21 protein-coding genes and 1 pseudogene are annotated in these 25,014 nt (G+C 64.6%); 9 read left to right on the top strand and 13 right to left on the bottom strand.

Annotation, left to right across the window (positions count from 1 at the left end):
* Positions 1-68 precede the first annotated feature (68 nt).
* The 4 genes and pseudogenes from metH to OVY48_RS13940 form a co-directional block, all read left to right on the top strand.
* A pseudogene (gene metH, locus OVY48_RS13955) lies at positions 69-2,672 on the top strand (methionine synthase); the annotation flags it as partial.
* Between the two features lie 90 nt (positions 2,673-2,762).
* Positions 2,763-3,122: a hypothetical protein gene (locus OVY48_RS13950; RefSeq protein ID WP_052027663.1), complete on the top strand. Its 360-nt coding sequence runs from the start codon at positions 2,763-2,765 to the stop codon at positions 3,120-3,122.
* 352 nt (positions 3,123-3,474) lie between these two features.
* Positions 3,475-3,810 carry a low molecular weight protein tyrosine phosphatase family protein gene (locus tag OVY48_RS13945; protein ID WP_037475764.1) on the top strand — a complete coding sequence of 112 codons (336 nt, stop codon included), beginning with the start codon at positions 3,475-3,477 and terminating at the stop codon, positions 3,808-3,810.
* Positions 3,811-4,016: 206 nt separating this feature from the next.
* Positions 4,017-4,316 (top strand): GIY-YIG nuclease family protein, encoded by a 300-nt coding sequence (locus OVY48_RS13940; protein WP_037475766.1) that lies wholly within the window; start codon positions 4,017-4,019, stop codon positions 4,314-4,316.
* A gap of 371 nt (positions 4,317-4,687) precedes the next feature.
* Here OVY48_RS13940 and OVY48_RS13935 read toward each other — a convergent pair whose 3' ends face one another.
* A complete protein-coding gene (locus OVY48_RS13935) occupies positions 4,688-5,233 on the bottom strand; it encodes a hypothetical protein (protein ID WP_037475769.1) in 546 nt (181 codons plus the stop codon).
* Positions 5,234-5,364: 131 nt separating this feature from the next.
* Here OVY48_RS13935 and OVY48_RS13930 point away from each other — a divergent pair, with 131 nt between their 5' ends.
* Together OVY48_RS13930 and OVY48_RS13925 are read left to right on the top strand one after the other, a co-directional pair.
* A complete protein-coding gene (locus tag OVY48_RS13930) occupies positions 5,365-5,658 on the top strand; it encodes a LysR family transcriptional regulator (protein ID WP_313923255.1) in 294 nt (97 codons plus the stop codon).
* Between the two features lie 300 nt (positions 5,659-5,958).
* Positions 5,959-6,897, top strand: a complete 939-nt coding sequence (locus OVY48_RS13925; RefSeq protein WP_313924787.1) for a right-handed parallel beta-helix repeat-containing protein — start codon at positions 5,959-5,961, stop codon at positions 6,895-6,897.
* Between the two features lie 34 nt (positions 6,898-6,931).
* Here the strand turns inward: OVY48_RS13925 and OVY48_RS13920 are convergent, their stop codons facing one another.
* Both OVY48_RS13920 and OVY48_RS13915 read right to left on the bottom strand, forming a co-directional pair.
* Positions 6,932-7,216, bottom strand: a complete 285-nt coding sequence (locus OVY48_RS13920) for a zf-TFIIB domain-containing protein (protein ID WP_037475774.1) — start codon at positions 7,214-7,216, stop codon at positions 6,932-6,934.
* A gap of 4 nt (positions 7,217-7,220) precedes the next feature.
* On the bottom strand, positions 7,221-7,913 hold the full coding sequence (locus OVY48_RS13915; RefSeq protein WP_313924786.1) for a Bax inhibitor-1/YccA family protein: 693 nt from the start codon (positions 7,911-7,913) through the stop codon (positions 7,221-7,223).
* Between the two features lie 430 nt (positions 7,914-8,343).
* Here OVY48_RS13915 and OVY48_RS13910 point away from each other — a divergent pair, with 430 nt between their 5' ends.
* The gene (locus OVY48_RS13910) at positions 8,344-9,870 is read left to right on the top strand and encodes a cysteine--tRNA ligase (protein WP_313923254.1); all 1,527 of its coding nucleotides are present in this window, start codon (positions 8,344-8,346) and stop codon (positions 9,868-9,870) included.
* Between the two features lie 76 nt (positions 9,871-9,946).
* Positions 9,947-12,871, top strand: a complete 2,925-nt coding sequence (locus OVY48_RS13905) for a CHAT domain-containing tetratricopeptide repeat protein (protein WP_313923253.1) — start codon at positions 9,947-9,949, stop codon at positions 12,869-12,871.
* Here the strand turns inward: OVY48_RS13905 and ccoS are convergent, their stop codons facing one another.
* The 9 genes from ccoS to OVY48_RS13860 all read right to left on the bottom strand — a co-directional run bounded on the left by ccoS (position 12,872) and on the right by OVY48_RS13860 (position 21,701).
* Positions 12,872-13,015 carry a cbb3-type cytochrome oxidase assembly protein CcoS gene (ccoS, locus tag OVY48_RS13900; RefSeq protein WP_037476351.1) on the bottom strand — a complete coding sequence of 48 codons (144 nt, stop codon included), beginning with the start codon at positions 13,013-13,015 and terminating at the stop codon, positions 12,872-12,874. It lies immediately after the preceding gene.
* Positions 13,012-15,159: a heavy metal translocating P-type ATPase gene (locus OVY48_RS13895; RefSeq protein WP_313923252.1), complete on the bottom strand. Its 2,148-nt coding sequence runs from the start codon at positions 15,157-15,159 to the stop codon at positions 13,012-13,014. The genes ccoS and OVY48_RS13895 overlap by 4 nt, the downstream gene beginning before the upstream one ends.
* Positions 15,159-15,620 (bottom strand): FixH family protein, encoded by a 462-nt coding sequence (locus OVY48_RS13890; protein ID WP_313923251.1) that lies wholly within the window; start codon positions 15,618-15,620, stop codon positions 15,159-15,161. Before OVY48_RS13890 ends, OVY48_RS13895 begins: the two co-directional genes overlap by 1 nt.
* A complete protein-coding gene (ccoG, locus tag OVY48_RS13885; protein WP_313923250.1) occupies positions 15,617-17,053 on the bottom strand; it encodes a cytochrome c oxidase accessory protein CcoG in 1,437 nt (478 codons plus the stop codon). Before ccoG ends, OVY48_RS13890 begins: the two co-directional genes overlap by 4 nt.
* A 123-nt stretch (positions 17,054-17,176) precedes the next feature.
* Positions 17,177-18,115 (bottom strand): cytochrome-c oxidase, cbb3-type subunit III, encoded by a 939-nt coding sequence (ccoP, locus tag OVY48_RS13880; protein ID WP_313923249.1) that lies wholly within the window; start codon positions 18,113-18,115, stop codon positions 17,177-17,179.
* Positions 18,108-18,284, bottom strand: coding sequence for a cbb3-type cytochrome c oxidase subunit 3 (locus OVY48_RS13875; RefSeq protein WP_313923248.1), 177 nt, complete (start codon positions 18,282-18,284; stop codon positions 18,108-18,110). Before OVY48_RS13875 ends, ccoP begins: the two co-directional genes overlap by 8 nt.
* Positions 18,281-19,036 carry a cytochrome-c oxidase, cbb3-type subunit II gene (gene ccoO / locus OVY48_RS13870; RefSeq protein ID WP_313923247.1) on the bottom strand — a complete coding sequence of 252 codons (756 nt, stop codon included), beginning with the start codon at positions 19,034-19,036 and terminating at the stop codon, positions 18,281-18,283. Before ccoO ends, OVY48_RS13875 begins: the two co-directional genes overlap by 4 nt.
* 12 nt (positions 19,037-19,048) lie before the next feature.
* Positions 19,049-20,710, bottom strand: a complete 1,662-nt coding sequence (gene ccoN / locus OVY48_RS13865; RefSeq protein ID WP_313923246.1) for a cytochrome-c oxidase, cbb3-type subunit I — start codon at positions 20,708-20,710, stop codon at positions 19,049-19,051.
* A 247-nt stretch (positions 20,711-20,957) separates the two neighbouring features.
* A complete protein-coding gene (locus OVY48_RS13860; protein ID WP_313923245.1) occupies positions 20,958-21,701 on the bottom strand; it encodes a Crp/Fnr family transcriptional regulator in 744 nt (247 codons plus the stop codon).
* 204 nt (positions 21,702-21,905) lie between these two features.
* Here OVY48_RS13860 and OVY48_RS13855 point away from each other — a divergent pair, with 204 nt between their 5' ends.
* The gene (locus OVY48_RS13855; protein WP_313923244.1) at positions 21,906-23,486 is read left to right on the top strand and encodes an ABC-F family ATP-binding cassette domain-containing protein; all 1,581 of its coding nucleotides are present in this window, start codon (positions 21,906-21,908) and stop codon (positions 23,484-23,486) included.
* On the opposite strand, the gene OVY48_RS13850 is transcribed toward OVY48_RS13855, so the two are convergent.
* Complete coding sequence (locus OVY48_RS13850; RefSeq protein WP_313923243.1) at positions 23,483-25,012, bottom strand: DHA2 family efflux MFS transporter permease subunit; 1,530 nt, start codon at positions 25,010-25,012, stop codon at positions 23,483-23,485. The genes OVY48_RS13855 and OVY48_RS13850 overlap by 4 nt on opposite strands.
* Positions 25,013-25,014: the final 2 nt, after the last annotated feature.

Here is a 25,014-nt window from a genome sequence, read left to right as displayed (position 1 = left end):
GTGTCGAGCGTAGTCGAGACACGGGCGCGAATGCTTCTCGACTTCGCTCGAAGCGAACGGACCATGAAAAAATGACCACCAAATCCACCGCCACCTTCGTCAATATCGGCGAACGCACCAACGTCACCGGATCGGCCAAGTTCAAGAAGCTGATCATGGCGGGCGATTACGCCGCCGCGATCGACATTGCGCGCGAGCAGGTGGAAAATGGCGCGCAGATCGTCGACGTCAACATGGACGAGGGGCTGCTCGACGCGGTCGAGGCGATGACGACCTTCCTCAAGCTCATGACCTCCGAACCCGACATCAGCCGCGTACCGGTGATGATCGACAGCTCCAAATGGGACGTCATCGAAGCAGGCCTCAAATGCGTCTCCGGCAAGCCGATCGTTAACTCGATCAGCATGAAGGAGGGCGAGGAAGCCTTCCTCTTCCACGCCCGCAAATGCATGGCCTATGGCGCCGCCGTCGTGGTCATGGCCTTCGACGAAACCGGCCAGGCGGACACCAAAGCACGCAAGGTCGAAATCTGCGCCCGCGCCTATGACCTGCTGATGGGCATCGGCTTCCCGCCCGAAGACATCATCTTCGATCCCAATATCTTCGCGGTGGCGACCGGCATTGAGGAGCATAATAATTACGGCCTGGACTTCATCGAAGCCTGCCGCGAGATCAAGGCGCGCTGCCCGCATGTCCATATCTCCGGCGGCCTGTCCAACTTCTCCTTCTCCTTCCGCGGCAACGAACCCGTCCGCCGGGCGATGCACAGCGTCTTCCTCTACCACGCCATCCCAGCCGGCCTCGACATGGCGATCGTCAACGCCGGCCAGCTCGACGTCTATGACGCCATCGACCCCGCGCTGCGCACCGCCTGCGAGGATGTCCTCCTCAACCGCGATCCCGAAGCTGGCGACCGCCTAGTCACCCTCGCCGAAAGCTATCGCGGCAAGGACGCCGCCACCGAAAAAGCCGCGCAGGAGTGGCGCAGCTGGCCCGTCGCCCGCCGCCTCGAACATGCGCTCGTCAAGGGCATCGACATGTATGTGGTGGAGGATACCGAGGAAGCCCGCCTCGTCGCCGCCCGCCCGATCGAAGTGATCGAAGGCCCGCTGATGGACGGCATGAACGTCGTCGGCGACCTGTTCGGCGCGGGCAAGATGTTCCTGCCCCAGGTCGTCAAATCCGCGCGCGTCATGAAGAAGGCAGTCGCCCACCTGCTCCCTTATATCGAGGCCGCCAAGGAACCGGGCGCCAAGGGCAAGGGCAAGATCATCATGGCCACGGTCAAGGGCGACGTCCATGACATCGGCAAGAATATCGTCGGCGTCGTCCTGCAATGCAACGGCTTCGACGTGATCGACATGGGCGTGATGGTCCCCTGGCAGGACATCATCAAGGCCGCGAACGAGAATGACGCCGACATGATCGGCTTGTCGGGACTCATCACCCCCTCGCTCGACGAGATGGTGACCGTGGCGACCGAAATGCAGCGCGCGGGCATGACCATGCCGCTGCTGATCGGCGGCGCGACCACCTCGCGCGTCCACACCGCGCTGCGCATCGACCCCGCCTTCACCGGCCCGGTCGTGCATGTGCTCGACGCCAGCCGCGCCGTCGGCGTCGCCACCGCCCTCGTCTCGGACACGCAAAAGACCGCCTTCGTTCAGAAGACCAAGGATGATTATGAGCATGTCCGCGTCGCCCGCGCCAACAAGGGGCAAAGCGCGCTCGTGTCGATCGAGGACGCCCGCGCCAACGCCTTCGAGATCGACGAAAGCCTCAAGGCCCCGCGCCCGCGCCTGCCCGGCGTCCATCGCTTCCCCGACTGGGATCTGAAGGATCTCGTGCAATATATCGACTGGACCCCCTTCTTCCGCGCCTGGGAACTGGCGGGCAATTATCCCGCGATCCTGACCGACGAGGTCGTGGGCGAAAGCGCCTCCAGCCTGTTCGCCGATGCGCAGGCGATGCTCGACAAAATCGTCACCGAAAAATGGCTCACCGCGCGCGGCGTCGCTGGCTTGTGGCCCTGCCGCCGCCAGGGCGACGACATCATCGTCCATGTCGAGGATGAGAAACACTACACCCTCCCCATGCTGCGCCAGCAGATCCAGAAGCGCGAAGGCCGCGCCAATATGTGCCTCGCCGATTTCATCAGCCATGATGGCGACTGGATGGGCGGCTTTGCGGTCGGCATCCACGGCATCGAGCCGCATCTCGCCAAGTTCAAGGCGGCCATCGACGATTATTCCGACATCCTCCTGAAAGCCCTGGCCGACCGCCTCGCCGAAGCTTTCGCCGAACGCCTCCACCATTATGTCCGCACCGCGCTCTGGGGCTATGCCGAGGGCGAGCAACTGACCAATGAAGCGCTGATCAAGGAACAATATCGCGGCATCCGCCCCGCGCCCGGCTATCCCGCTTGCCCGGAACATAGCCTCAAAACGATCCTGTTCGAGATGCTCGACGCCCATCACGCGACCGGCATCACCCTGACCGAGAGTTTCGCGATGCTCCCCACCGCGGCGGTCAGCGGCTTCTATTTCGGCCACGCCCAATCGGAATATTTCGGCGTCGCCCGCGTCGGCCGCGATCAGTTGGAGGAATATGCGGGACGGCGCGGCATCGACCTGGAAACGGCCGAACGCTATCTGCGTCCCAATCTGGATTAAGCGCCCCGAAACAGGCGCTTGTTACGGTCAGCGCAATATCCTACACCCACCCCGCGCCGATGGCATGCATCGGCACGGGGGGGATTATTCATGAAACCGATTGCCACCATCCTGGGTGCCTGCGCCCTGTTTCTCGCCGCGCCCGCCATCGCCGGGGACCAGGACTTCACCCTGTTCAACAAGACCGGCTACGACATCGCCGAAGTCTATGTCTCACCCGCCGATGCCAAGGCCTGGGGCGACGACGTGATGGAAGACGAAGTGCTGGAAGACACCGCCTCGGTCCCCATCACCTTCAACGCCAAGAACGCCGTCTGCAACTACGACCTCAAAGTCATCTTCACCGATGGCGACGAAGCCCAGTGGACCAATTTCGACCTCTGCACGATCAGCAAAATCCAGATCTTCTGGAACGCCAAGACGCAAAAGGCGACGGCCAAGTGGGAGTGAATGGGCGGGGGTGAGTGGGCCGGTTCGGTAGGGAACCGCTGTATCGCATCACCCCTTCTATCGATGTAAAGCGGGATGCCGGGTCAAGCCCGGCATGACGAAAGGAGGGTAAGTCTGGTGACCAGATGGACTGAAAATCGGCACGACCTCCCCATCCCACTCCACGTCACCCCGGACTTGATCCGGGGTCCCGCTTCTTGCCCGGCGCAACCGAAGGAAAGCGGGATGCCGGATCAAGTCCGGCATGAGGAAGGCGGATGGGAATGAACGACCACATCAAGCTGTTTCCAGCTCAATTGACCTTCCCCCAAAGCTGACAGTACATCGCGGGCATCCGTTGGGCCGGGAGGCTATGCCCGTGAAAAATATTTTGTTTGTTTGCAGTCAGAACCGTCTTCGCAGCCCGACTGCTGAGCAGGTTTTTTCTGGGCGACCGGACCTCGAAGTTTCATCGGCAGGCACAAATAATGATGCTGAGAACCCTCTCACATCGGAATTGATCAAGTGGGCCGACGTGATCGTGGTCATGGAAAAGATGCACCGCACCAAGGTCCAAAAACGCTTCCGTTCTTCGCTCAATGGAAAGCGGATGATCTGTCTCGACATACCAGATGAGTTCGTATTCATGGACCCGGCGCTGGTGGCATTGCTGGAGGAGCGGCTTGCACGGCATCTGCCTACTGGCTGACATCAGCCATTTCTTGCCGCTTATCTGGCTTGCTGATCCGCCCGCAAGCAGACATGATTGCGATGTGTTGAATTAGAGAAGTTGAGCGGGATGGAAGGAGATGCGTCGGGTGATCAGTCGGACTGAAAATGCGCAGCATCCCACCGTCCAACGCTACGTCACCCCGGCCTTGAGCCGGGGTCCCGCTGCCTTCTAAAACCCGCCCCATGGATCGCGAACATAAAGGCGGCTGGGTCTACATCATGGCCGACCGCTATCGCGGCACGCTCTATGTCGGCGTCACCACCGATCTCGCCGCCCGCATCCACCAGCATCGCTCCGGCACCGGCTCAGACTTTTGCGCGCGCTACGGCCTGCATCGCCTCGTCTGGGCGGAGCGCGGCGATGACATCGCAAACTGCATCGACCATGAAAAGCGTATAAAACGCTGGCGTCGCCCCTGGAAGTTCGCGCTTGTCGAACAGGGCAACCCGAACTGGCGCGACCTGTTCGACACGCTGACTTGACCACCCAACCAGCCAAGCCCGACACAAACAACCGTTCACTCCTACTCGCCCCCAATCAACGTCACCCCGGCCTTGAGCCGGGGTCCCGCTTCTCCTCCGGCGCAACCGAAGGAAAGCGGGATGCCGGGTCAAGCCCGGCATGACGAGAGGGGGAAGGCAAAGCGTAATGCCCGCGTTTGCCCGAAAATCCTCCCCTGTAGGGTTCAACAGAGGCACGTGAATCTGTTGAAGGGGCCACGAAATGGTGGAGGGGTGTCACCCCATTGACAGGGTGACACCCCTCCGTCTGGCTACGCCAGCCACCTCCGTGCTAGGGGGAGGATGACTGAGGATGACCAAGTCTTACCGTTTACAGCGATCGCGTGGGAGCCCTAAACCCGCCGGGACGGGACGCCCTCTTTTGCAAACGGATTGATTCCGCTCGCTTCCTTCTTGAGCCGGGTCCACTCTTCCTTGAATATTTTGCGGCCCGCCGCTCGCAAGGTTGTAGCCGCTTCGGTGGATACTTCCTGATCGTAACGGTCTAACGCTGCGAGCAGCGCAAGGTGATCTTCCTCACCGTGGTTCAACCGCATCTCGATTCTGGCCTGTAACATCACCAATTTAGTCCGAAGGCCTCGCTCCTCTGTGAGTAGCGCGTCTTGTCCTGCACCGTGGAAACTACCGGCAGACTTCAATGTCTCAATCTGCGACCGGATGGAGATAAAATCTGCTACATCTTCTCGGACAGCATCGATCCACTTTTGCCTATTCGCGCTCACGACCGTTGCACGCGAGTTGCGTGCTGCGATGTCGATTTGCGCGCGTATAGTTTTGGTAGCAATCTGGCGGTTTGCCACAATTGCGCCCCATGCAGCCGATGCACCGATTAGCGCTACAGTGGCTGCGCCAATGGAGATGATTTCAGCGGTCGTCATAGATACAGTTTAGCATGCGTCATGCAAATAAACGACGGCTTTCGGCGTCTGGCTACTTGAAAAGACCCTGTCATGAATCCACCCAAAAATCCCCCTTCCAATGTAGGAAATCCTCTGGTCTATCCTCATAGATGGACCAGCACCCCACCCCCCATCCGCCCGCGCGCCCCGCGCCCGCCTCCACCGATCGCGCCCGCTGGACGCCGGACCGGCAGCGGCTTTTCCTCGCCACGCTGCTCGCCACCGGCAATGTCACGCACGCCGCCCGCACCGCGGGCATGTCGCGCGCCAGCGCGCATCGGTTGCGGCGGCGGTTGGCGGGCACGCCGTTCGACCGGACATGGGACCGCGCATTAGCGCTTCATGCGCAAAGCCTGGCCGATCCCTTCGCCCCGCCACCCGCCCCCAGGGCGGCGCGTCGCTGACGCGTGGGTGGCGCGTCCCTGTCGCGTCATTGTGACCCAACAGGCGCGTCACCGTCGCGTCGCGGGGGCTTTATCGGCACTTTACGCCCGGATTCGCCCGAAAATAGGGTGCTGCAACGGTGTGAACTTCCCCGCCGTCGCGTGGCTGTGACCCTGATCGGCACGCGGACGGGCAGGGCACCGGCAACCGCCACCGCCGCCCGCAACCTTTGCCTGTCACTCTGTCCCATAGCGGGGCAGCGCGCCATTAACCCCCTTCTCGCCTTGGTCGGCGCGTCGCCCGCGCCTATCCTGCGCGCCATGCGCATCATGTCCACCAGCCTGCTCGTCTCCCTCGCCATCGCCTCGACCGCACTGGCACAGGGCAATCCCGCCCCCTTCACCATCGCCGAATCGGGCCGCGCCTTCGGGTCGCTGGCCGATGCGCTGGGCGCGATCGGCGACGGGCGGGGCACGGTGGTCGTGGCGCCGGGCACCTATCGCCAATGCGCGGTGCAGCAGGGCGGCGACGTCACCATCCGCGCCGCGACGCCGGGCAGCGTCATATTCGACGGCGTGCCGTGCGAGGGCAAGGGCGCCTTCGTGCTGCGCGGCCGGGCGAGCGTGGTGGATGGCATCATCTTCCAGAACATCCGCGTGCCCGATGGCAATGGCGCGGGCATCCGCCTCGAAAGCGGCAATCTCACCGTCCGCAACAGCCTGTTCCGCAACAGCGAGGAAGGGATTTTGACCGGCGACTATGACGGCGGCCAGGTCAGCATCGACAAGTCGACCTTCCGCCACTTGGGCCGCTGCGACCGCGACCTCGATTGCGCGCACGGCATCTATATCGGGCGGCTCGACAGCCTGACCGTCACCAACAGCCGCTTCGACCTCGGCGATGGCGGCCATTATCTCAAGACCCGCACCGCCCGCGTCACCATCACCGGCAATAGTTTCGATGATAGCGGCGGCAAGCTGACCAACTACATGATCGACCTGTCCAACGGCGCGAGCGGCCTCATCCGCGGCAATGAAATGGTCCAAGGCAAGGACAAGGATAACTGGTCGGCCTTCATCACCGTCGCCCCCGAAGGCCGCGAACATGACAGCAGCGGGCTGGTGATCGAAGGCAACAAGGCCGGTTTCGTGCCCGGCCTGGAACGCGGCTCCACCTTCGTCGCCAACTTCACCGACGACGCGGTGAAGATCGGCGCGAACCAACTGGCTCCAAGCATGAAGGTGAAGGACCGGCGCTAACGAAAAGGCCGATCCTCGCCGGACCGGCCTCCCCTCAATCGAACAGCTCTTCCAGAAAGCTCTTCTTCCGCTTCTTTTGATAGCCCTGCCCATCGTCACGATAATCGCGATCCGGGCGATAGCTTGGCGGTGCCACCGGCGGCGCAACGACATTGCCCGGCCCCGATCGCTCGATGATCTTGTCCAGTTCGCCCCGGTCCAGCCACACGCCCCGGCATTGCGGGCAATAGTCGATTTCAACCCCCTGCCGGTCCGTCATCGCCAATCCGACATGACAGACCGGGCAGAGCATGGCGGAGACCGCCGCTTGATCACGCATAGATTTACTCCCGCTCGCCGGTCAGGCTGAGCAACATCTGGAACAGGTTGACAAAATTGAGGTACAGCGACAGCGCGCCCATGACCTGCATCTTGGCCGCCATTTCATGGCCTGCATAGGCGAAATAATCCGATTTGATGCGCTGCGTATCCCAGGCGGTCAGGCCGGTGAAGATGACGACGCCGAGGATCGAGATGACCATCTGCATCGCCGACGAGCCGATGAACAGGTTAATGAGGCTGGCGACGATGATGCCGATCAGGCCCATGATCAGGAAGCTGCCTATCTTCGTCAGGTCGCGCTGCGTCGTGTAGCCCCACAGCGCCATGGCGAGGAACATGACCGCCGCCGAGAAGAAGGCCTGCGCGATGCTGCCGCCGGTGAAGACCAGGAAAATGCTGGCCAGCGATACGCCCATGACGGCGGAGAAGGCGAAGAACGCCATCCGCGCGCCCGCCGTCGTCATCTTGTCGATGCGGAAGCTGAAAAAGAACACAAAGGCCAGCGGCGCGAAGATCGCCACCCATTTGAGCGGCGTGCCAAAGATCGCGGCGGCCAGCACCGGCGTATTGCCGATGAACGCGGCGACCAGGCCGGTGATCACCAGCCCCAGGCCCATATTGCGGAAAACGCCCAGCATATGCGCGCGCAGCCCGGCGTCGGTCTGCGCCGTCCGGCTCGCGCCATAGCCCGGCATACGAACGGGATTATTCACGGCTACTCTTACTCCATCAAGACGGTGGATCGAGTGGCCCGGTGCGGTCTCTTGCGACATTGAGGGGGCAACTGCCGCAAAACCTGCACCGGGCGCACCCGATGCGGTCCGACATCACGATATGGACAAGGGGGAGAAATCCAGATCGTCAGAGGGGCCCGGCCCGCATCAAGCATATTGGTGGAGGAACGCGCCGGTGCAAGGGCCGGGCGCAGATGTAACATTTTATTACAAATATTCAAATCCTCCCCTGGCAGGGGAGGTGGCAGGGCGCAGCCCTGACGGAGGGGTGTCACGCTATCGATAGGGTGACACCCCTCCACTATTTGCTGCGCAAATGGCCCCCCTCCCCCGCCGGGGGAGGATTTCTTGTTGTTGACCCCCGCGCCGCTTCGCGCCATCGCTTTGCGCCATGTCCGACGACCAGCATATCACCGCGCCGCTGCGCCTGTTCAACAGCCTGACCCGCACGATCGCGCCGTTCGCGCCGATCGAGGACAGCCATGCGCGCATCTATAGCTGCGGGCCGACCGTCTATAATTATGCGCATCTGGGAAATTTGCGCGCCTATGTCTTCACCGACACGCTGCGCCGCACCCTGTTGTGGAAGGGCCTGTCGGTCACCCACATCATCAACATCACCGATGTCGGCCACCTGACGTCGGACGCCGATGTGGGCGACGACAAGATGGAAGCGGCGGCGCGCGCCAGTGCCAAGAGCATTTGGGACATCGCGGCCCATTATACCCAGGCGTTCAAGCAGAATATCGCCGACCTCAATATCCTTTCGCCTAGCGAGTGGACGGTCGCGACCGATTATGTGCCGCAGATGATCGAATTTGCGCAAAAGATCGCGCCGACCCATTGCTATGAGCTAGACAGCGGCCTCTATTTCGACAGTTCGACGGTGCCCGATTATGGCGCGCTGGCGGGCGGCCGCGACGATGCCGCGCATGCGCGGATCGATCCGGTCGCGGGCAAGCGCAACGCATCCGACTTCGCGATCTGGCGTAAATCACCGCCCGGCGAACAGCGGCAGATGGAATGGGACAGCCCATGGGGCAAGGGCGCGCCGGGCTGGCATCTGGAATGTTCGGTGATGAGTCAGGCGCGCCTCGGCCATCCGTTCGACATCCACACCGGCGGCATCGACCATCGCGAAATCCATCATCCCAATGAGATTGCCCAGAATCAGGCGTTCCACGCCTGCTGCGGCGGTGATGTCGGCGCGGCGGAGGCGGGCTTCACCGGCGCACGCTGGTGGATGCACAATAATTTCCTGGTCGACCGCAGCGGCAAGATGAGCAAGTCGAAGGGCGGCTTCACGACCCTGTTCTCGCTGATCGACGCAGGCGTGCATCCGCTCGCCTATCGCCTGCTGTGCCTGGGTGCCCATTATCGCAGCGAATTGGAGTTCAGCGCCGAGGGCGTGGCCGCTGCGTTGACGCGCCTCAAGCGGCTGGTGATGGGCGTCGAAGGGTTGAAGGCACGGGCCGAGGGCGTGACCTGGCAATCGCCACGGCTCGATTATCTGCGCGCCAACCTCCATCCCAAGCTGGTGCCGTTGCTGGAGCAATTCGACGCAGCGATCGCCGACGATCTGATGACGCCCCGCGCCCTGCCGCTGCTGGAGGAAGCGATCGCGATCAAGAAGATCCCGGTGGATGAAAAGCTCTGCCTGATCGCCGCCTTCGACGCGGCACTGGGGTTGAACCTGATGACGCTCAGCCGCGCCGACCTGCGCCTGCGACCCAAGGATGCCGCCATCACCCCCGACGCGATCGAGGCGGAGTTGGAGCGCCGTGCCGCTGGCCGTGCCGACAAGGATTTCGCCCTGTCGGACGAGATCCGCGACGCGCTGATCGCGCAGGGCGTCGATGTGATGGATGGCGATCCGCTGCGCTGGGACTGGCGGCTGACGCTGACGCAAGGATCGTAACGGCTGCGGTTGTGACTTGACGCGGCACTGCGCCGCGCGCCTATGCTGACGCCGGGGAATCCTTGGGGGCATGGGCATGAGGCTTTCGACGCGCGCAATCAGTCTGCTCCTGGCGCTGGCCGCGCCACAGGCGTTGGCCGCGCCGGACGCGATGCGCGGTTTTGAGCGCGACGATGCCCGCTATGCCAATCTGCGCGCGATGGAGACACGCGGCACGGCCCTGTTCGAAAATGACGATTTCGACAAGGCGATGGGTCCGGCGACGCGCGATGCCTGGCACAAGTTGGTCGCCGCGGCCAGCCGGGTCAAGGTGAACGGCCTGCCCCATCCGCTGGCGGCGGTGGCGACGATCAACCTGGCGTCGATGGACCAGATCGAAGGCAAGAATCCGCAAGCGCTGGCGATGGCCGAAAAGGGCCTGGCGCTGCTCGCCCCCTTTAGCGACGCCTATCCGATCCCCTGGATGCAGGGGCTGTCGATCAAGGGCTATATCCAGTCGATCAATGGCGACGTCGCGACCGGCGCGCAGACATTGGCGGAGGGCAGCGCCTATGCCGACCGCCATTTCGCGCAGGTCGATCCCAAGACGTTGGACAAGGGCGACTATATGCTCAAGTCCAATATCGCCTTCTCGTTGGCGCAGGCCTATTCGCGCCTTGGCCGCAACAGCGATGCGGTGGAGGCGCAGAAGCGCAGCATGGAGGCGCGGATCACCGGGCTTGGGCCGCATGATCCCGACACGGTCGCTTCCTATTATACCTATGCGCAAATGCTGCTTCGCGCCGACCGCAATGCCGAGGCGGAACGCTATGCGCGCCAGGCGGTGGAGGTCGCGACCGCCCATATCGATACCAAACATCCAAGCTATGCCCGGGCGCTGGAAATGCTGGGCATCCTCCTGTCGCGCACCGGGCGACGGGTGGAAAGCCTGGCCTATCTGCAGCGCGCGATTGCGATCAAGCGCGAGACGGTGGGGACTAAGAGCCTTTATTTCCACTATGGCCTCTATAATCTGGGCGGCATATTGCTGCCGTTGGAACGCTATGCCGATGCCGCGCCGCTCTACGTTGAAGCGGAAAAGGGGTTTCGCGCAGTGGAGGGCGAAGCCAGCCCGCAGGCGGCCCGATCGCTCGCTTTACTGGGCCTGATCGACCAGGCCAGCGGACGGCCGGAAGAGGCCGCGACGAAGCTGGAAACCGCTCTCGCCCGCGTGCGCGCGGCCACGACGCAGGACCGCGACATGGGCCAGCGCGTCTATCCGCATCTCATCCCGGTGCTGCTCGATCTACAACAGCGGGATAAGGCAGCGGCGGCGGCGCGCGACTATGCCGACGAAACCGCCGCGCTCGACAATAGCCCCGCCTTCGCGCTGGCCAATGCCGCCATGATGCAGCGCTGGGCCGATGGCGATCCGGGCCGCACCGCCTCTGCGGCCCAGCTTGCCGCCCTCCTGCGCGACGAGCAGAATCTGCGCGACGATGGCGAATTGGCCGACGAACAGCGCGCGGCGCTCGATTCGATCCTCGCCATCGCGGCGGACAGCCAGGATGCGGCGCTGGCGCTGGACGCCATGGCGATCCTGGCCGGGTCGAAGATCGCGCAGGCCAACCGCCTCGTCACCGAAAGGCTGGTCGCTGATCCGGCGCTTGGCGAGCGGGTGCGGGCATTGCAGGACAAGGTGCGCGCGCTCCAGACCGCAGACCGCGCGATGCTGCGGGCGCTGGCGACCGCAGGCGATGTCGCCGCCACCCGCAGCGCGCGCGACCGGCTCGATGCCGAAGTGAACGGCCTGCGCGCCGCGATCAGCCGCGACTATCCCCGCTGGGCCGAAGCGCGCGGCGGGGTGAAGCCCGATTTGGCGCAGGTGCAGGCGGGGCTTGGCAAGGATGAGGCACTGCTGGCGGTCACGCCCGCCTTTGGCCATGTCTATCTGCTGGCGATCAGTCGCACCGGCGCGCGGGTCGAACGCACGGTGATGAGCCGCGCCGCCATGGTCGCGCTGGTCGATCGGCTGCGCGCGACGATGACGCCGGGCGGCATGGACCTGCCCGCCGCCCATACGCTCTATGGCCAGATCTTCACCCCCGCCATCCGCGCGACGCTGAGCAAGGCACGGTCATTGCGGATCGTACCGACCGGCGCCTTCGCCTCGCTCCCCTTCGCGCTGTTGCCTGAGCGGCCCGTCGCCGCCGCCGAGCGCGACACGCCCTGGCTGATCCGCCGCTATGCGCTGGCGGTGCAGCCCTCCTTCGCAATGGAGGCGGACAAGCGCCCCATGCAGGTCGCCGCATCCCGCTTCTTGGGCATCGGCGCGCCGCTTCCCTTTCCAGCGGCGGCGAACGCCACACCCCGTCCCGCGCTGATGGCCGCGAACCAGTATTTCCGGGGCGGCGCGGCCGATGGCGAAGCGCTCTCGCACCTGCCGCCGCTGCCGGGATCAGCCGACGAAGTGCGCGGCGTCGCCAGCCGCTATGGCGCGCAACGCGCGACCCTGATGCTGGGCGAAGCGGCCAGCGAAAGCGCCCTGCGCGCGCTCGACCTGTCCGACTATGGCGTCATCCTGTTCGCAACGCACGGGCTGGTGAGCGGACAGATGGAGGGCGTGACCGAACCCGCCTTGGTCCTCTCGCCCCCCGCCCCCGGCGCGACCGGCGAGGATGGGCTGCTCACCGCATCCGAAGTCGCCGCGATGCGGATCGGCGCGGACTGGGTGATCCTGTCCGCCTGCAACACAGCGGCGGGTGACAGTGCGCAGGCGCCCGCTTATTCGGGGCTGGCGCAGGCGTTCCGCTATGCGGGCGCTGGTTCGCTACTCGTCTCGCACTGGCCGGTGCGCGACGATGCCAGCGCCTTCGTCACGCTGGAAACGGTGAAGGGGGCGGAGCGCGGCCTGCCCCGCGCGGTCGCGCTGCAACGCGCGATGCTGAAACTGATGCGGTCAAAGCGCCCCGGCGCGGTGCAGCCCTATATCTGGGCGCCCTTCATCCTCGTTGGGCGCTGATCACTCGTCATCGTCGATCAGGATGCGCGCCGCCGCGCCATCGCTATCGTCGAACTGGCCGCTGCCTAGCGCCCAAAAAAAGGCGGCGAGGCCCAGCAGGCCGAGCGACAGAGCGATGGGGATGAGGACGGTGAGGCCGGTCATCGCGCCGCCCCCTTGAGCCGCAGCGCATTGGCGATGACGATCAGCGAACTGGTCGACATGGCGACCGCGGCGACAAGCGGGGTGACATGGCCCGCGATCGCCAGCGGCACGGCAAAGACATTATAGCCGATCGCGAGCGCGAAATTCTGCTTCACCACCCGCACCGTCCGCCGCGCCGCGCGCACCGCCATCGCCACCGGGGCCAGCCGATCGCCCAGAAACACCGCATCTGCCGCCAATTGGCTCGCGTCGCTCGCCGAGGCCGGTGCCATGCTGGCATGGCCTGCGGCGAGCGCGGGGCCATCGTTCAGGCCATCGCCCACCATCAGCACCCTATGCCCCGACGCGCGCAGCCGCTCGATCAGCGCCAGCTTGTCCTGCGGGCGCAGATGGCCGATCGCGGTGGTCTCGGTCTGGCGCGCAATCTCGGTCAAGGCTTCGGGCCGGTCGCCGCTGGCGATCAGCGTTTTGAGGCCCATGGCGCGCAGATCAGCGAGCGTTTCGACCGCGTCGGGCCGCAGCGCATCGGTGAAGCGCAGTAGCACGGCCCGGTCGCCGCGCCGATATTCCGCCGCCAGATCGAAAAGGGTGATGAGGCTGCGCGGGCGGCCAAGCGCTACCACCTCATCGCGCAACCGGCCCGTCATCCCCTCGCCAGCCTGTTCGCGCAGGTCGGTCAGCGCCGCCGGGACGACACCCTCGCCCTCCAAAGCCTGACGGAGCGCGACGCTCAACGGATGACGACTGCCCTGCACCAGGGCCAGCAGGACGGCGCGGTCCTCCGCCGCCAGTCCCGCCAAGTCGCGCGGCACCGGTCGGCCGAGCGTCAACGTGCCGGTCTTGTCGAACAATGCCTCGTCCACTTCCGCCAGCCGTTCGAGCGCCGAACCGTCCTTGACCAGCACCCCGCGTTTCATCAGCGCCCCACAAGCCACGATCTGCGCCGCCGGCACAGCCAGCCCCAGCGCACAGGGGCAGGTGATGAGCAGCACAGCGACCGCGATCAGCAGCGATTGATGCACGCCCGCGCCCGCGATCATCCACCCGGCAAAGGATAGCGCCGACAGCAGATGCACGCTCGGCGCATAATAGCGCGCCGCCCGATCAGCGAGGCGGACATAGCGCGACTTGCCCTGCGCCGCTTCCTCCATCAGCCGGGCGATGTCGGCGATCACTGTGTCTGGCCCGGCGGCGGTCACCACGACGCGGATCGGCCCATCGATATTGAGCGCGCCGGCCTGCACCAAATCCCCCGGACGCACGCGCACCGGCGCGCTCTCCCCGGTCAGGAAAGCGATGTCGATGCCGCTGTCGCCCTCCATCACGCGCCCGTCGGCGGCCAGCCTTTCGCCCGCGGCGACCAGCATCATCATGCCCGGCCGCAGCGCGCTCGCCGCGACCCAACGGCTTTGCCCGCTATCGTCCAGCAGCATCGCACCCGGCGCGGATTGTTTGAGCAGCGCGGCAACACCAGCACGCGCCCGGCCCCGCATCAGGCTGTCGAGGCAGCGCCCGGCGAGCAGGAAGAAGAGCAGCATCACCGCCCCGTCGAACCAGGCGTCTTCGCCGCCGATCAGGGTTTCATAGACGCTCATGCCGGTCGTCAGCAGCACACCGATGCTGATCGGCACGTCCATATTGGTCCGCCCCTGCCGCACCGCCGCCCAGGCCGAGCGGAAGAAGGGCCGCCCCGCATAGGCCACCGTCGGCAACGCGATCAGCGCCGACAGCCAGTGGAACATCTGCCGCGTGCCGCCCTCCGCCCCGGACCAGACCGACACGGACAACAGCATGATGTTCATCGCGGCAAAGCCCGCCACCGCCAGCGCGCGGATGAGCATGCGGTTTTCCGCCGCCGCCACATCGACGCCGGGATCGGCGAGCGGCTCCGCCTCGAAACCCAGCGCGGCGATGGCAGCGCGCAAGTCGGGCGGGCTGAGCGTGGGATCGTGCTGGATGGTGACGCGCTTCGCCGACAAATTGACCCGCGCCGACGCGATGCCGGGGGTGCGGGTCAGGCCATTCTCGATCTTACCGATACAGCCCGCGCAATGCATCCCCGGCACCGCGAAAAGGCTGATCTGCGTCGTGCCTATGTCCGTTTCGGTGTCCGTTGCGGGCAGGATCAGGGCTTGGCTGGCCATCAGTCGATCTCTTGGACGAAGCGATGATCGGCAGCTGTGAGCGACAACCGCCAGCGCCCGGCAGGCAGTGTCCGGTCGGCGCTATATCGACCAGGTGCCACCTCACGGAACGACAAGGCAATGTCGGGTGCGCGGCCCAGTGGATGCGCGGCGGTAGCGGTGACCGCCACGCCGTTGAGCGGCGCGCCCGCCACATCGGCGAGGCTGACCTGCACCCGCCGCTGCGCGTCGATCGCGATCGTCTCGCGCCAGCCCTGCGCCTCCTGCGCCCGCGCCGCCTTCAGCCAGCCGTTGAATTTCTGGCTGGCGACATAGCTGTTGTCGACCACCACCCCGCCAAAGGACCGCACCGCAAGCGTCGCCATCAGCATGTTGACGGCGATGACGACGGCGAAGAAGGCCACCAATATGCCGGTCATATGCCATCCGGTGAAGCGGCGGGGGGTGGAGCTACGCATCATTGAGGCCTTTCGAAACGGGCGGGTTCGCTGGCGGTGCCGCCTTCGCGGTCGGTGGCGGTCAGGACGAAGCGGAAATCCTGCCGCTGTGGTCCGGCGGCGGGCACGGCGGCATAGAGGCGCAACTTGGCCACGCTGTCCGGCGGTACGGTGACGTCCACCGCCGCGCGGGCCTGCTCCCGCGCCATCGCATCGGTCCATAGCAGCGCGCCGGGCAAGCCTTCGGCGCGCACCGTCATCGGCCGAGGGCGTGTCTCCATATTGCGAATCTTGATGGTATAGGCGTTGCGCACCGCCCCATCGGACAGAGTCACGAAGATGGGATTGCGGTCCTGCTGTGCGGCGATGTCCAGCCGGGTGCGCGCCCCCAGCGCGAACAGCATCGCCGCGCCGATGCTGCTCCATACCAGCAGATAGGCGATGGTGCGTGGGCGCAGCAATGTCTTGAGTACCGGTCGGGGCTTAGCCCCCTGCTTCTCCGCATCGGCATCATCCTGCGTACAATAATCGATCAGCCCACGTGGCCGCCCGACCTGCGCCATCACCTTGTCGCAGGCGTCGATGCACAAGGCGCAGGTGATGCAGCCGATCTGCGGCCCTTCGCGAATATCGATGCCGGTCGGGCAGACCGCGACGCACTGGTCGCAATCGATGCAGTCGCCAAATTCGCCCGGATGCGCCGCCGCCTTCTTGACGCTGCCGCGCTTTTCGCCGCGCCAGTCCTTATATGTCACGACCAGCGATTTCTCGTCGAGCATCGCGGTCTGGATGCGTGGCCACGGGCACATATAGATGCACACTTGTTCGCGCATGAAGCCGCCCAGGACGAAGGTCGTCGCGGTCAGCAGCGCGGTAGTGCCATAGGCGACCGGCGCGGCGGTGCCGCTCCAAAATTCCTGCTGCAACGTCGGTGCATCGGCGAAATAGAAAATCCACGCCCCCCCGGTCAGGAAGGCGATGATCAGCCACACGCTCCATTTGACCAGCCGCCGCGCCAGCTTGGACGGGGTCCAGGGCGCCTTCGCCAACCGCACCTGCGCATTGCGGTCGCCATCGATGAAGCGTTCGACATGCTGGAACAGGTCGGTCCACACCGTCTGCGGACAGGCATAGCCGCACCAGGCGCGACCCACCGCCGACGTCACCAGAAATAGCCCGACGCCCGCCATCACCAATAGCCCGGCGACATAGTAAAATTCATGCGGCCAGATTTCGATATCGAACATGTAGAAACGGCGATTGGCCATATCGACCAGCACGGCCTGATCGGGCGCATAGGGGCCGCGATCCCAGCGTATCCACGGCGTCACCCAATAGATGCCGAGTGTCACCACCATGATCGCCCATTTCAGGCGGCGGTAAAAACCATCCACCGCCTTGGGAAAGACGCCCTTGCGCTTCTCATAGAGATCGCCCGTGTCGGTCGGCATCAACATGCGCCCAACCCTCCCCGGCACGGGGAGGTGGCTGACCGCAGGTCAGACGGAGGGGGCAGGCAATGCTGCGCAAGCCTTGCGCTAAAGGCGCACCCCCTCCCCTTCCAGGCAAGGATCGGGGCTTTATTGGGCCACATTGCCTTCTACTCCATTGTCCGCCGCAGCCGCCGCTTCCACCAGCGTCGCTTCGCCACCGCCCAGGCTATGGACATAGACGGCCAGCATGCGGATGGTCGCGGGGCTGAGCTTGTCGTCCCAGCGCGGCATCACACCCTGGCGGCTGTTCCACACGCTCTGGTGGATGGACTCGGTGTCCCCACCATAGAGCCAGATGCCATCGGTCAGGTTGGGCGCTCCCAGCGCGCGATTGCCCTTGGCATCCGTGCCGTGGCAGACCGCGCAATTGTCGGCGAACAGGGTCGCCCCGCGCTGCGCGGCGGCACTGGGCTTATCCTGTCGGCTGGCGACCCGGACATAGGCGACGACATCATCGACCTGCGGCGCAGTGAGCAACTGGTCGCGGCCAAAGGCGGGCATCATCGACACGCGCGTCGCGTCATGACCCGGATTGCGGATGCCGTCGATCAGCGTCTTTTCGATCGTGGCGAGATCGCCGCCCCACAGCCAGTCATCGTCGTTGAGGTTGGGATAGCCCTTGCCGCCCGCTGCGCCAGAGCCATGGCATTGTACGCAATGGACCTTGAACGCAGCGCGCCCACCCTCGATCGCGGCCTGCATCAATTGCGGCTGCCCGGCCAGCTTCTCGATCGTCGTCGCAGCGATCGCCTGGTGAATGGGCGCCACCTGATCGGCGCGCGCGGCCAGTTCCTGTTCCAGCGCCCCGCGGCTCGACCAGCCGAGCATCCCGCGCGTATAGTCGTTGAGCATCGGGATCGCCGGATAGGCAATCACATAACCGATCGCAAAGATGATGCTGGCATAGAAGGTCCACAGCCACCAGCGCGGCAGCGGCGTGTCCAGTTCCTGAATACCGTCCCACTCATGCCCCTTGAACTGGGTGCCGGTGGCGGCGTCGATCTTGGGGTTCTTGTCGTCAGCCATGGTCGGCCTCCGTCTTTTCCGGGTCCGCGTCGAAGATCATCGCGGCTGCCCGCTTGCTGGCGTGATGGCCATGCGGCAGGAAATGCCAGCCGATGAGGAGGATGTAGGTCAGGGCCATGAAAACGAGGCCCCAGCTATCGGCGAAATGCCGCAAGGCGTCGTAGCTCATCGCGTCCCCTCCTTTGGCTGCGGCTGGCCTTCGAGCGGCTTGGCGGCATCGACATCGACCAGCGTGCCGATCATCTGGAGATAGGCGACCAGCGCATCCATCTCGGTCAGCTTGTTCGGATCGCCATCGAAATCGCGCACCTGCGCCTTGGGATAGCGTTTGATCAGGTCAGTCGTATCGGCGTTGGGATCGGCCTGGGCTTTGAGGTCGTCATTGGCCTTTTCTATGTCCGCATCGCTGTACGGAACCCCGACCCGGCTCAGCGCCGTCAGGTCCGCCGTCATGTCGCCCGCCTTCAGCTCGCGCTCGGCGAGGAAAGGATAGGTCGGCATGATCGATTCCGGCACCACGGCGCGCGGGTCTTTCAAATGCTGGACATGCCATTCGTCGGAATAGCGCCCACCGACCCGCGCCAGATCCGGCCCGGTCCGCTTGGACCCCCATTGGAACGGATGGTCATACATGCTTTCGGCGGCCAGGCTGTAATGGCCATAGCGTTCGGTTTCGTCGCGGAACGGGCGGATCATCTGACTATGGCAGTTGTAGCAGCCTTCGCGGATGTAGATGTTGCGCCCGGCCAACTCCAGCGGGGTGTAGGGCCGCATCCCCTCCACCTTCTCGATCGTATTGTCGATCCAGAAGAGGGGCGCGATTTCCACGATCCCGCCGATGGCGACGACGATCAGGGCGGCAATACCGAGCAGCGATACATTCCGCTCCAGCTTGCCATGGTCGAAGAATTTGGATGCCATGTCGGCGTCTCCTTATACAGGCTGGGCAGCGAGGAGCGGCTTGTCGGCCGCCGGATCGAAGGCGGCGTCGTGCATCGGCTTCTCTTCGCGCAGCTTGCTGCCTGCGATGGTCTTGCCGATGTTCCAGGCCATGATGATCGCCCCGGCCAGGTAAAGCAGGCCACCGGCACCGCGGATCAGATACATGGGGAACATGGCGGTCACGACTTCGGAGAAGGCATAGACCAGATAGCCATCGGCCCCATATTCGCGCCACATCAAGCCCTGCATGATGCCCGCCACCCACATCGACGAGGCGTAGAGAACGATGCCCAGCGTCGCGAGCCAGAAGTGCCAGTTCACCAGCCGCAGCGAATAGAGCCGTTCCCGGCCCCACAGGCGCGGCGTCATATAATAGAGGCAGGCGAAGGTGATCATGCCGTTCCAGCCCAGCGCGCCGGAATGGACATGGCCGATCGTCCAGTCGGTATAATGGGACAGGCTGTTGACGGCCTTGATCGACATCAGCGGCCCTTCGAAGGTCGACATGCCGTAGAAGGCCAGCGCCATCACCATCATGCGGATGATCGGGTCGGTGCGGATCTTGTCCCAGGCGCCGTTGAGCGTCATCAGACCGTTGATCATCCCGCCCCAGCTCGGCATCCACAGCATGACCGAGAAGACCATGCCCAGCGTCTGCGCCCAGTCGGGCAGCGCGGTATAGTGAAGGTGGTGCGGCCCCGCCCAGATATAGAGGAAGATCAGCGACCAGAAGTGGATGATCGACAGGCGATAGCTGTAGACCGGCCGTTCCGCCTGTTTGGGCACGAAATAATACATCATGGCCAGGAAGCCGGCGGTCAGGAAGAAACCCACCGCGTTATGGCCATACCACCATTGGGTCAGCGCATCCTGCACACCGGCAAAGGCGCTATAGCTCTTGGACCCCAGCAGGCTGACCGGCATCGACAGATTATTGACGATGTGCAGCATGGCGATGGTGATGATGAAGGCGAGGTAGAACCAGTTGGCGACATAGATATGCGGTTCGGAGCGCTTGAGGATCGTCCCGCCGAACACCAGCAGGTAGCAGACCCACACGACCGTCAGCCACAGATCGACATACCATTCGGGCTCGGCATATTCCTTGCCCTCGGTAATCCCCATCAGATAGCCGGTCGCGGCCAGCACGATGAACAACTGATAGCCCCAGAAGACGAAGCGGGCCATGGACGGGAATGCCAGCCGCGCGCGGCAAGTGCGCTGCACCACATAGAAGCTCGTCGCGATCAGCGCGTTGCCGCCAAAGGCGAAGATCACCGCAGATGTATGCAGCGGCCGCATACGACCGAAGCTGGTATATTCCAGCCCAAGGTTGAGCGCTGGAAAGGCCAGCTGAAATGCGATGACCAGCCCGACGAGAAAACCCGCCAGACCCCAGAACACGGTCGCGATCACCCCCCAGCGGATCGGGTCATCATCATATTTGCCCTGGTCGGCCGGCATTTTGAGCATGCCGCGCGCCATCCCGGCATAATCCGCGCCGCGCATCGTCAGGATCGCCAGCAGCAGTCCGACCGCGCAGACGATCCCCATATGAACGGCAAACCCGCTGTCCACCGCGCCCAGCATCGCCGCGAAGGCCGCCAGCGCGAGCGCGAACCAGCCGCCCGTCCTCATTACCAATCGGTCCATGATATTCCCCGTCAAAGGCTCGGCGGTCCCTCTGTTCGACAGGCCGCCCCCATGCATTGACCTCTGTCAAACCGCCGGGCGCGGGTCTTTACGGGATAGTGCGTAGAGAGGGGGGGATGTAGCCTGACGCGACGGGCGCGACACTTAAAGCCCCTCCCCTTCAGGTTCAAACGAGGCACGTGACTCGTTTGAAGGGTTGGGGTGGGGGCGGGCGGCGAAATACTACGAAGCCCGCCAAATCTTAACCTCAAACCCCTTCCGCCAATGCCTCCAGCGCCGCGCTATCGACCAGCCGCACGCCGCGTCGCCCGACCAGCGCGATGATCCCGCGCCGCTTGAAGTCGCTCATCTGCCGCGACACGGTTTCGATCGTCGTCCCCAAAATATCGGCAATCTGCTGGCGTGAGAGCGGTAGTTCGATCGTCCCTGTCGGGTCGACCTGCAACCGCCGCGCCATGTCGAGCAGGAAGGTCGCGACCTTCTCCCGCGCCGTCTTGCGGCCGAGCAGCAGCATCCAGGCGCGGGTCCGGTCGAGATCGTCGAGCGTGCGCTGGAGCAACCGATGCTGAAGGTCGCCATGGTCGCGCGCGAAGCCATCGAAGCGCCCACGCGGAAACAGGCACAGCCGCGCATCGGTCAGCGCGGTGACGCTATGGGGCGTGCGCGCGCCAAAGGGGCGGCCGATAAAATCGGATGCATAGACCACGCCGACGATCTGCTCGCGCCCATCGCCGGTCGATGTCGCCAGTTTGAGCGTCCCTTCGATGACATTGGCGACAACCATGCTGTCGTCCCCCTCCCACATCACCGTCTGCCCGGCATGCAACGTCACCCGCCGGCCGATCCGGCTGAGCGCGTCGCGATCCGTTTCTGACAGATCAGCACAAATCGCCCGATCGCGCACCCCGCACTGGTCGCAGGACTGGGGCGCACAAGGGCGCGTCATCAGCGAAAGAGCGCCATTTTGCGCCACGTCAAATTGCATGTCCATGTCCGCTGCATGACGCGACGGCGGACACCGACCTATGCGTAAATATCCCTAGCTTTCATGATGTGGAGGGATGGCGTGCCGCCGCCTATCTTGCCAACCGATGCCTTAGCCTCTACATTGCCCAATCATCTTAAAAGGAACCCGCCATGGACATCGCCCTGACCGCTTAGCCCACCCGCTCTGCCTTCAGGAAAGCCTGTGTCCATGCCTGCCATTATCCTTTCGACCCTTGGATGGTCCGCGCCCGACGGTACTGCCGTTCTGGCCGGGCTCGATTTCCGCTTTGCATCCGAACGCATCGGCCTGATCGGTCGCAATGGCGTCGGCAAATCCAGCCTGCTTGCGCTGATCGCCGGGGAGCGCACCCCGACGCACGGGCATGTCACGATCGACGGACGCATCGCCGTGCTGCGCCAAAATCTTGAACCAGCGCCGGGCGCGACCATTGCCGACCTGTTCGACGCGCGCGAGGCTTTGGCGGTGATCGACCGGGCGGAGGTGGGCAGCGCGACGCTCGATGAACTAGATGCCTGCGACTGGACGCTGCCCGCGCGCATTGCCGATGCGCTGGCGGACGTGGCGCTGAGCGCTGATCCGGCAACGCTGCTTACGACCCTGTCAGGGGGCCAGCGCACCCGTGCCGCGCTCGCCGCCGCGCTCTTTACCCGGCCCGATTTCCTGCTGCTGGACGAGCCGACCAACCATCTGGATGCCGAGGGTCGCGAGGCCGTCATCACGCTGCTCGCGCGCTGGCGCGGCGGCGCGATCGTCGTCAGCCATGATCGCGCGCTGCTGGAGACGATGGACGCCATCGCCGAACTCACCACGCTGGGTATCGCCCGCTATGGCGGCAACTGGTCCGCTTATGCGGCGCGCAAGGCGCTCGAACTGGCCGCCGCGCATCATGATCTCGACCATGCCGAAAAGCAGGCGGCGGCCCTGTCGCGCAAGACCCAGCAATTGACCGAGCGCAAGCAGCGGCGCGATGGCGCAGGTAAGCGCGACGCGGCCAAGGGCGGCATGCCCCGCATCCTGCTTGGCCAGCGCAAGCAGCAGGCCGAACAATCGGGCGGCGATGCCGTGCGCCGCGCCGGGCAGCAACAAGGCGAAGCGCGGCAGGCGATCGACGCGGCGCGCGCGCGGATCGAGATATTGGAGCCGATCCGCATCGCCCTGCCCTCCGCCAACGTCGCGGCGGGTCGCATCATCCTGACGCTCGACGCGGTGACGGCGGGCCATGCGCCGGACTGCCCGGTCCTGCGCGACATCAGCCTGACGATCAGCGGCCCGGAACGGGTGGCGATCACCGGGGCTAACGGATCGGGCAAATCGACGCTGCTGCGCTTGATCGCGGGTGACCTACCACCCATGGCGGGCCGGGTTCACCGCCCTGTCGATTGCGCGCTGCTCGATCAGGACGTTGCGCTGCTCTATCCGGCACGCAGTATCGCCGACAATTTCGCCCGGCTGCACCCCGGCACGACCCGCAATGCGGTCCATGCCGCGCTGGCCCGCTTCCGGTTTCGCGCCGACCTGGCGCTGCAACAGGTAGGGACGCTAAGCGGCGGGCAGCGATTGCGTGCGGGGCTGGCCTGCGTACTCGGCGGGGCCGCGCCGCCGCCGCTCTTGTTGCTCGACGAGCCGACCAATCATCTCGACCTCGATTCGATCGCCGCGATCGAACAGGGGTTGAACGCCTATGACGGCGCGCTGCTGGTGGTCAGCCATGATGCGGCTTTTCTGGACGCGATCGGCATCACTCGGCGGATCGCCCTGCCGCTTTAGTGCGCGGCGGACGTATCCACCGGCCCGGTCGGCTTGGGTGCGAGCCAGACGATCGCCGTCGCGAGGAACAGCACAAGCGCCGACAGGAAGAAGACATGATCCACCGCGATCGCCAACGCCTCCTGATCGACCAGATTGGAGATGACCTGCCGCGCTTGCTCGAAGGACATGCCCATGCCGCTCAGTTGCGCCTGCGTATCGGCCGGTTGCAACGTGCCCGCCATCTCGCTGCGTGAGACGCGCTGGCCATTGCCCCAGCCGGTCAGCACCAGCGACGTCGCGATCGCCAGCGCCATGGTTCGCAGGAAATTCTGCAACCCTGCCGCCGATGCCGTCTCGTCGGGCCGCACCGACCCTAGCGTCAGGGTCGTCAGCGGGATCATGAAGAAAGGCATGGCGAAGCCCTGGACGAATTGCGGCGCGGCCATCGACCAGAAATCGATCGAGCTGGTCCAATGCGCCCGCCACAGGGTCATCAGCCCCAGCCAAAATAGCGCGCCCGAAATCATGATGCGCGGATCGACCCGCCCCGTCATGCGCGCGGCGATCGGCGCGGCCATCAGGGCCGCCACCGCCGTCATGGCGGTCAATATGCCGGCGTCGGTGGCGGTATAGCCCATCGACGTTTGCAGCCATTGCGGAATGACAACGATGCCCGCGAAATAGGCGCCAAAGCCCAGCGCCAGCGAGAAAACGCCCGATGTGAAGCCGATGTGGCGGAATATCCGCAGATCGACGATCGGATGCTCCTCGGTCAATTCCCAGATGATGAAGGCGGCAAAGCCGATCACGGCCAGGATCGCCAGGATGACGATCAGCGGATCGCCGAACCAGTCATGGTCGCGGCCGATGTCGAGCATGATTTGCAGGCAACCGATCCAGAAGACCAGCAGGAACAGGCCCATGCGATCGATCGGCACGCGCGCGGTTTCCGTTTCCACCGGCCGCAGCAGCGCCATCGCCGCCACCACGCACAGGATCGCGATCGGCACGTTGATGAAGAAGATCCAGTGCCAGCTCCAATTGTCGCTGATATAGCCGCCGATGATCGGCCCCATTGCCGGGCCGAGCAGCGTGGTCATCGCCCATAGGCCCATCGCCCGCGCGCGTTGATCGGGCGGAAAGATGCGCAGCAACAGCGTCTGCGACATCGGCATGATGGGGCCGCCACATAGCCCCTGGCCAATGCGGCACGCCACCAGCATGGTGAGCGACATGGACAGGCCGCACAGCACCGAGAAGATGCCGAAGCCGATCATCGCCGAGATGAACATCTTCACCACCCCGAACCGCTGGGCGAGCCAGCCGGTCAAGGGCACGCAGATGGCCTCCGCCACCGCATAGGAGGTGATGATCCACGTCCCCTGATCGGGCGTGATGCCCAGATTGCCCGCTATGTGCGGCACCGAAACGTTGGCGATGGTCAGGTCGAGCACGACCATGAAATTGCTGAGCGCCAGCACCAGCCCGGCGAGCGTGCGCTGGCGCGGCGTCAGCCGGGAAAAGATGCTGTCCTCGTCGCTCACCT

The organism is Sphingobium sp. SA2 (assembly GCF_032227065.1).
Taxonomy (GTDB): Bacteria; Pseudomonadota; Alphaproteobacteria; order Sphingomonadales; family Sphingomonadaceae; genus Sphingobium.
Note: the sequence above shows the minus strand (reverse complement) of the source record. Positions and strands in the feature narration are given on the sequence as shown.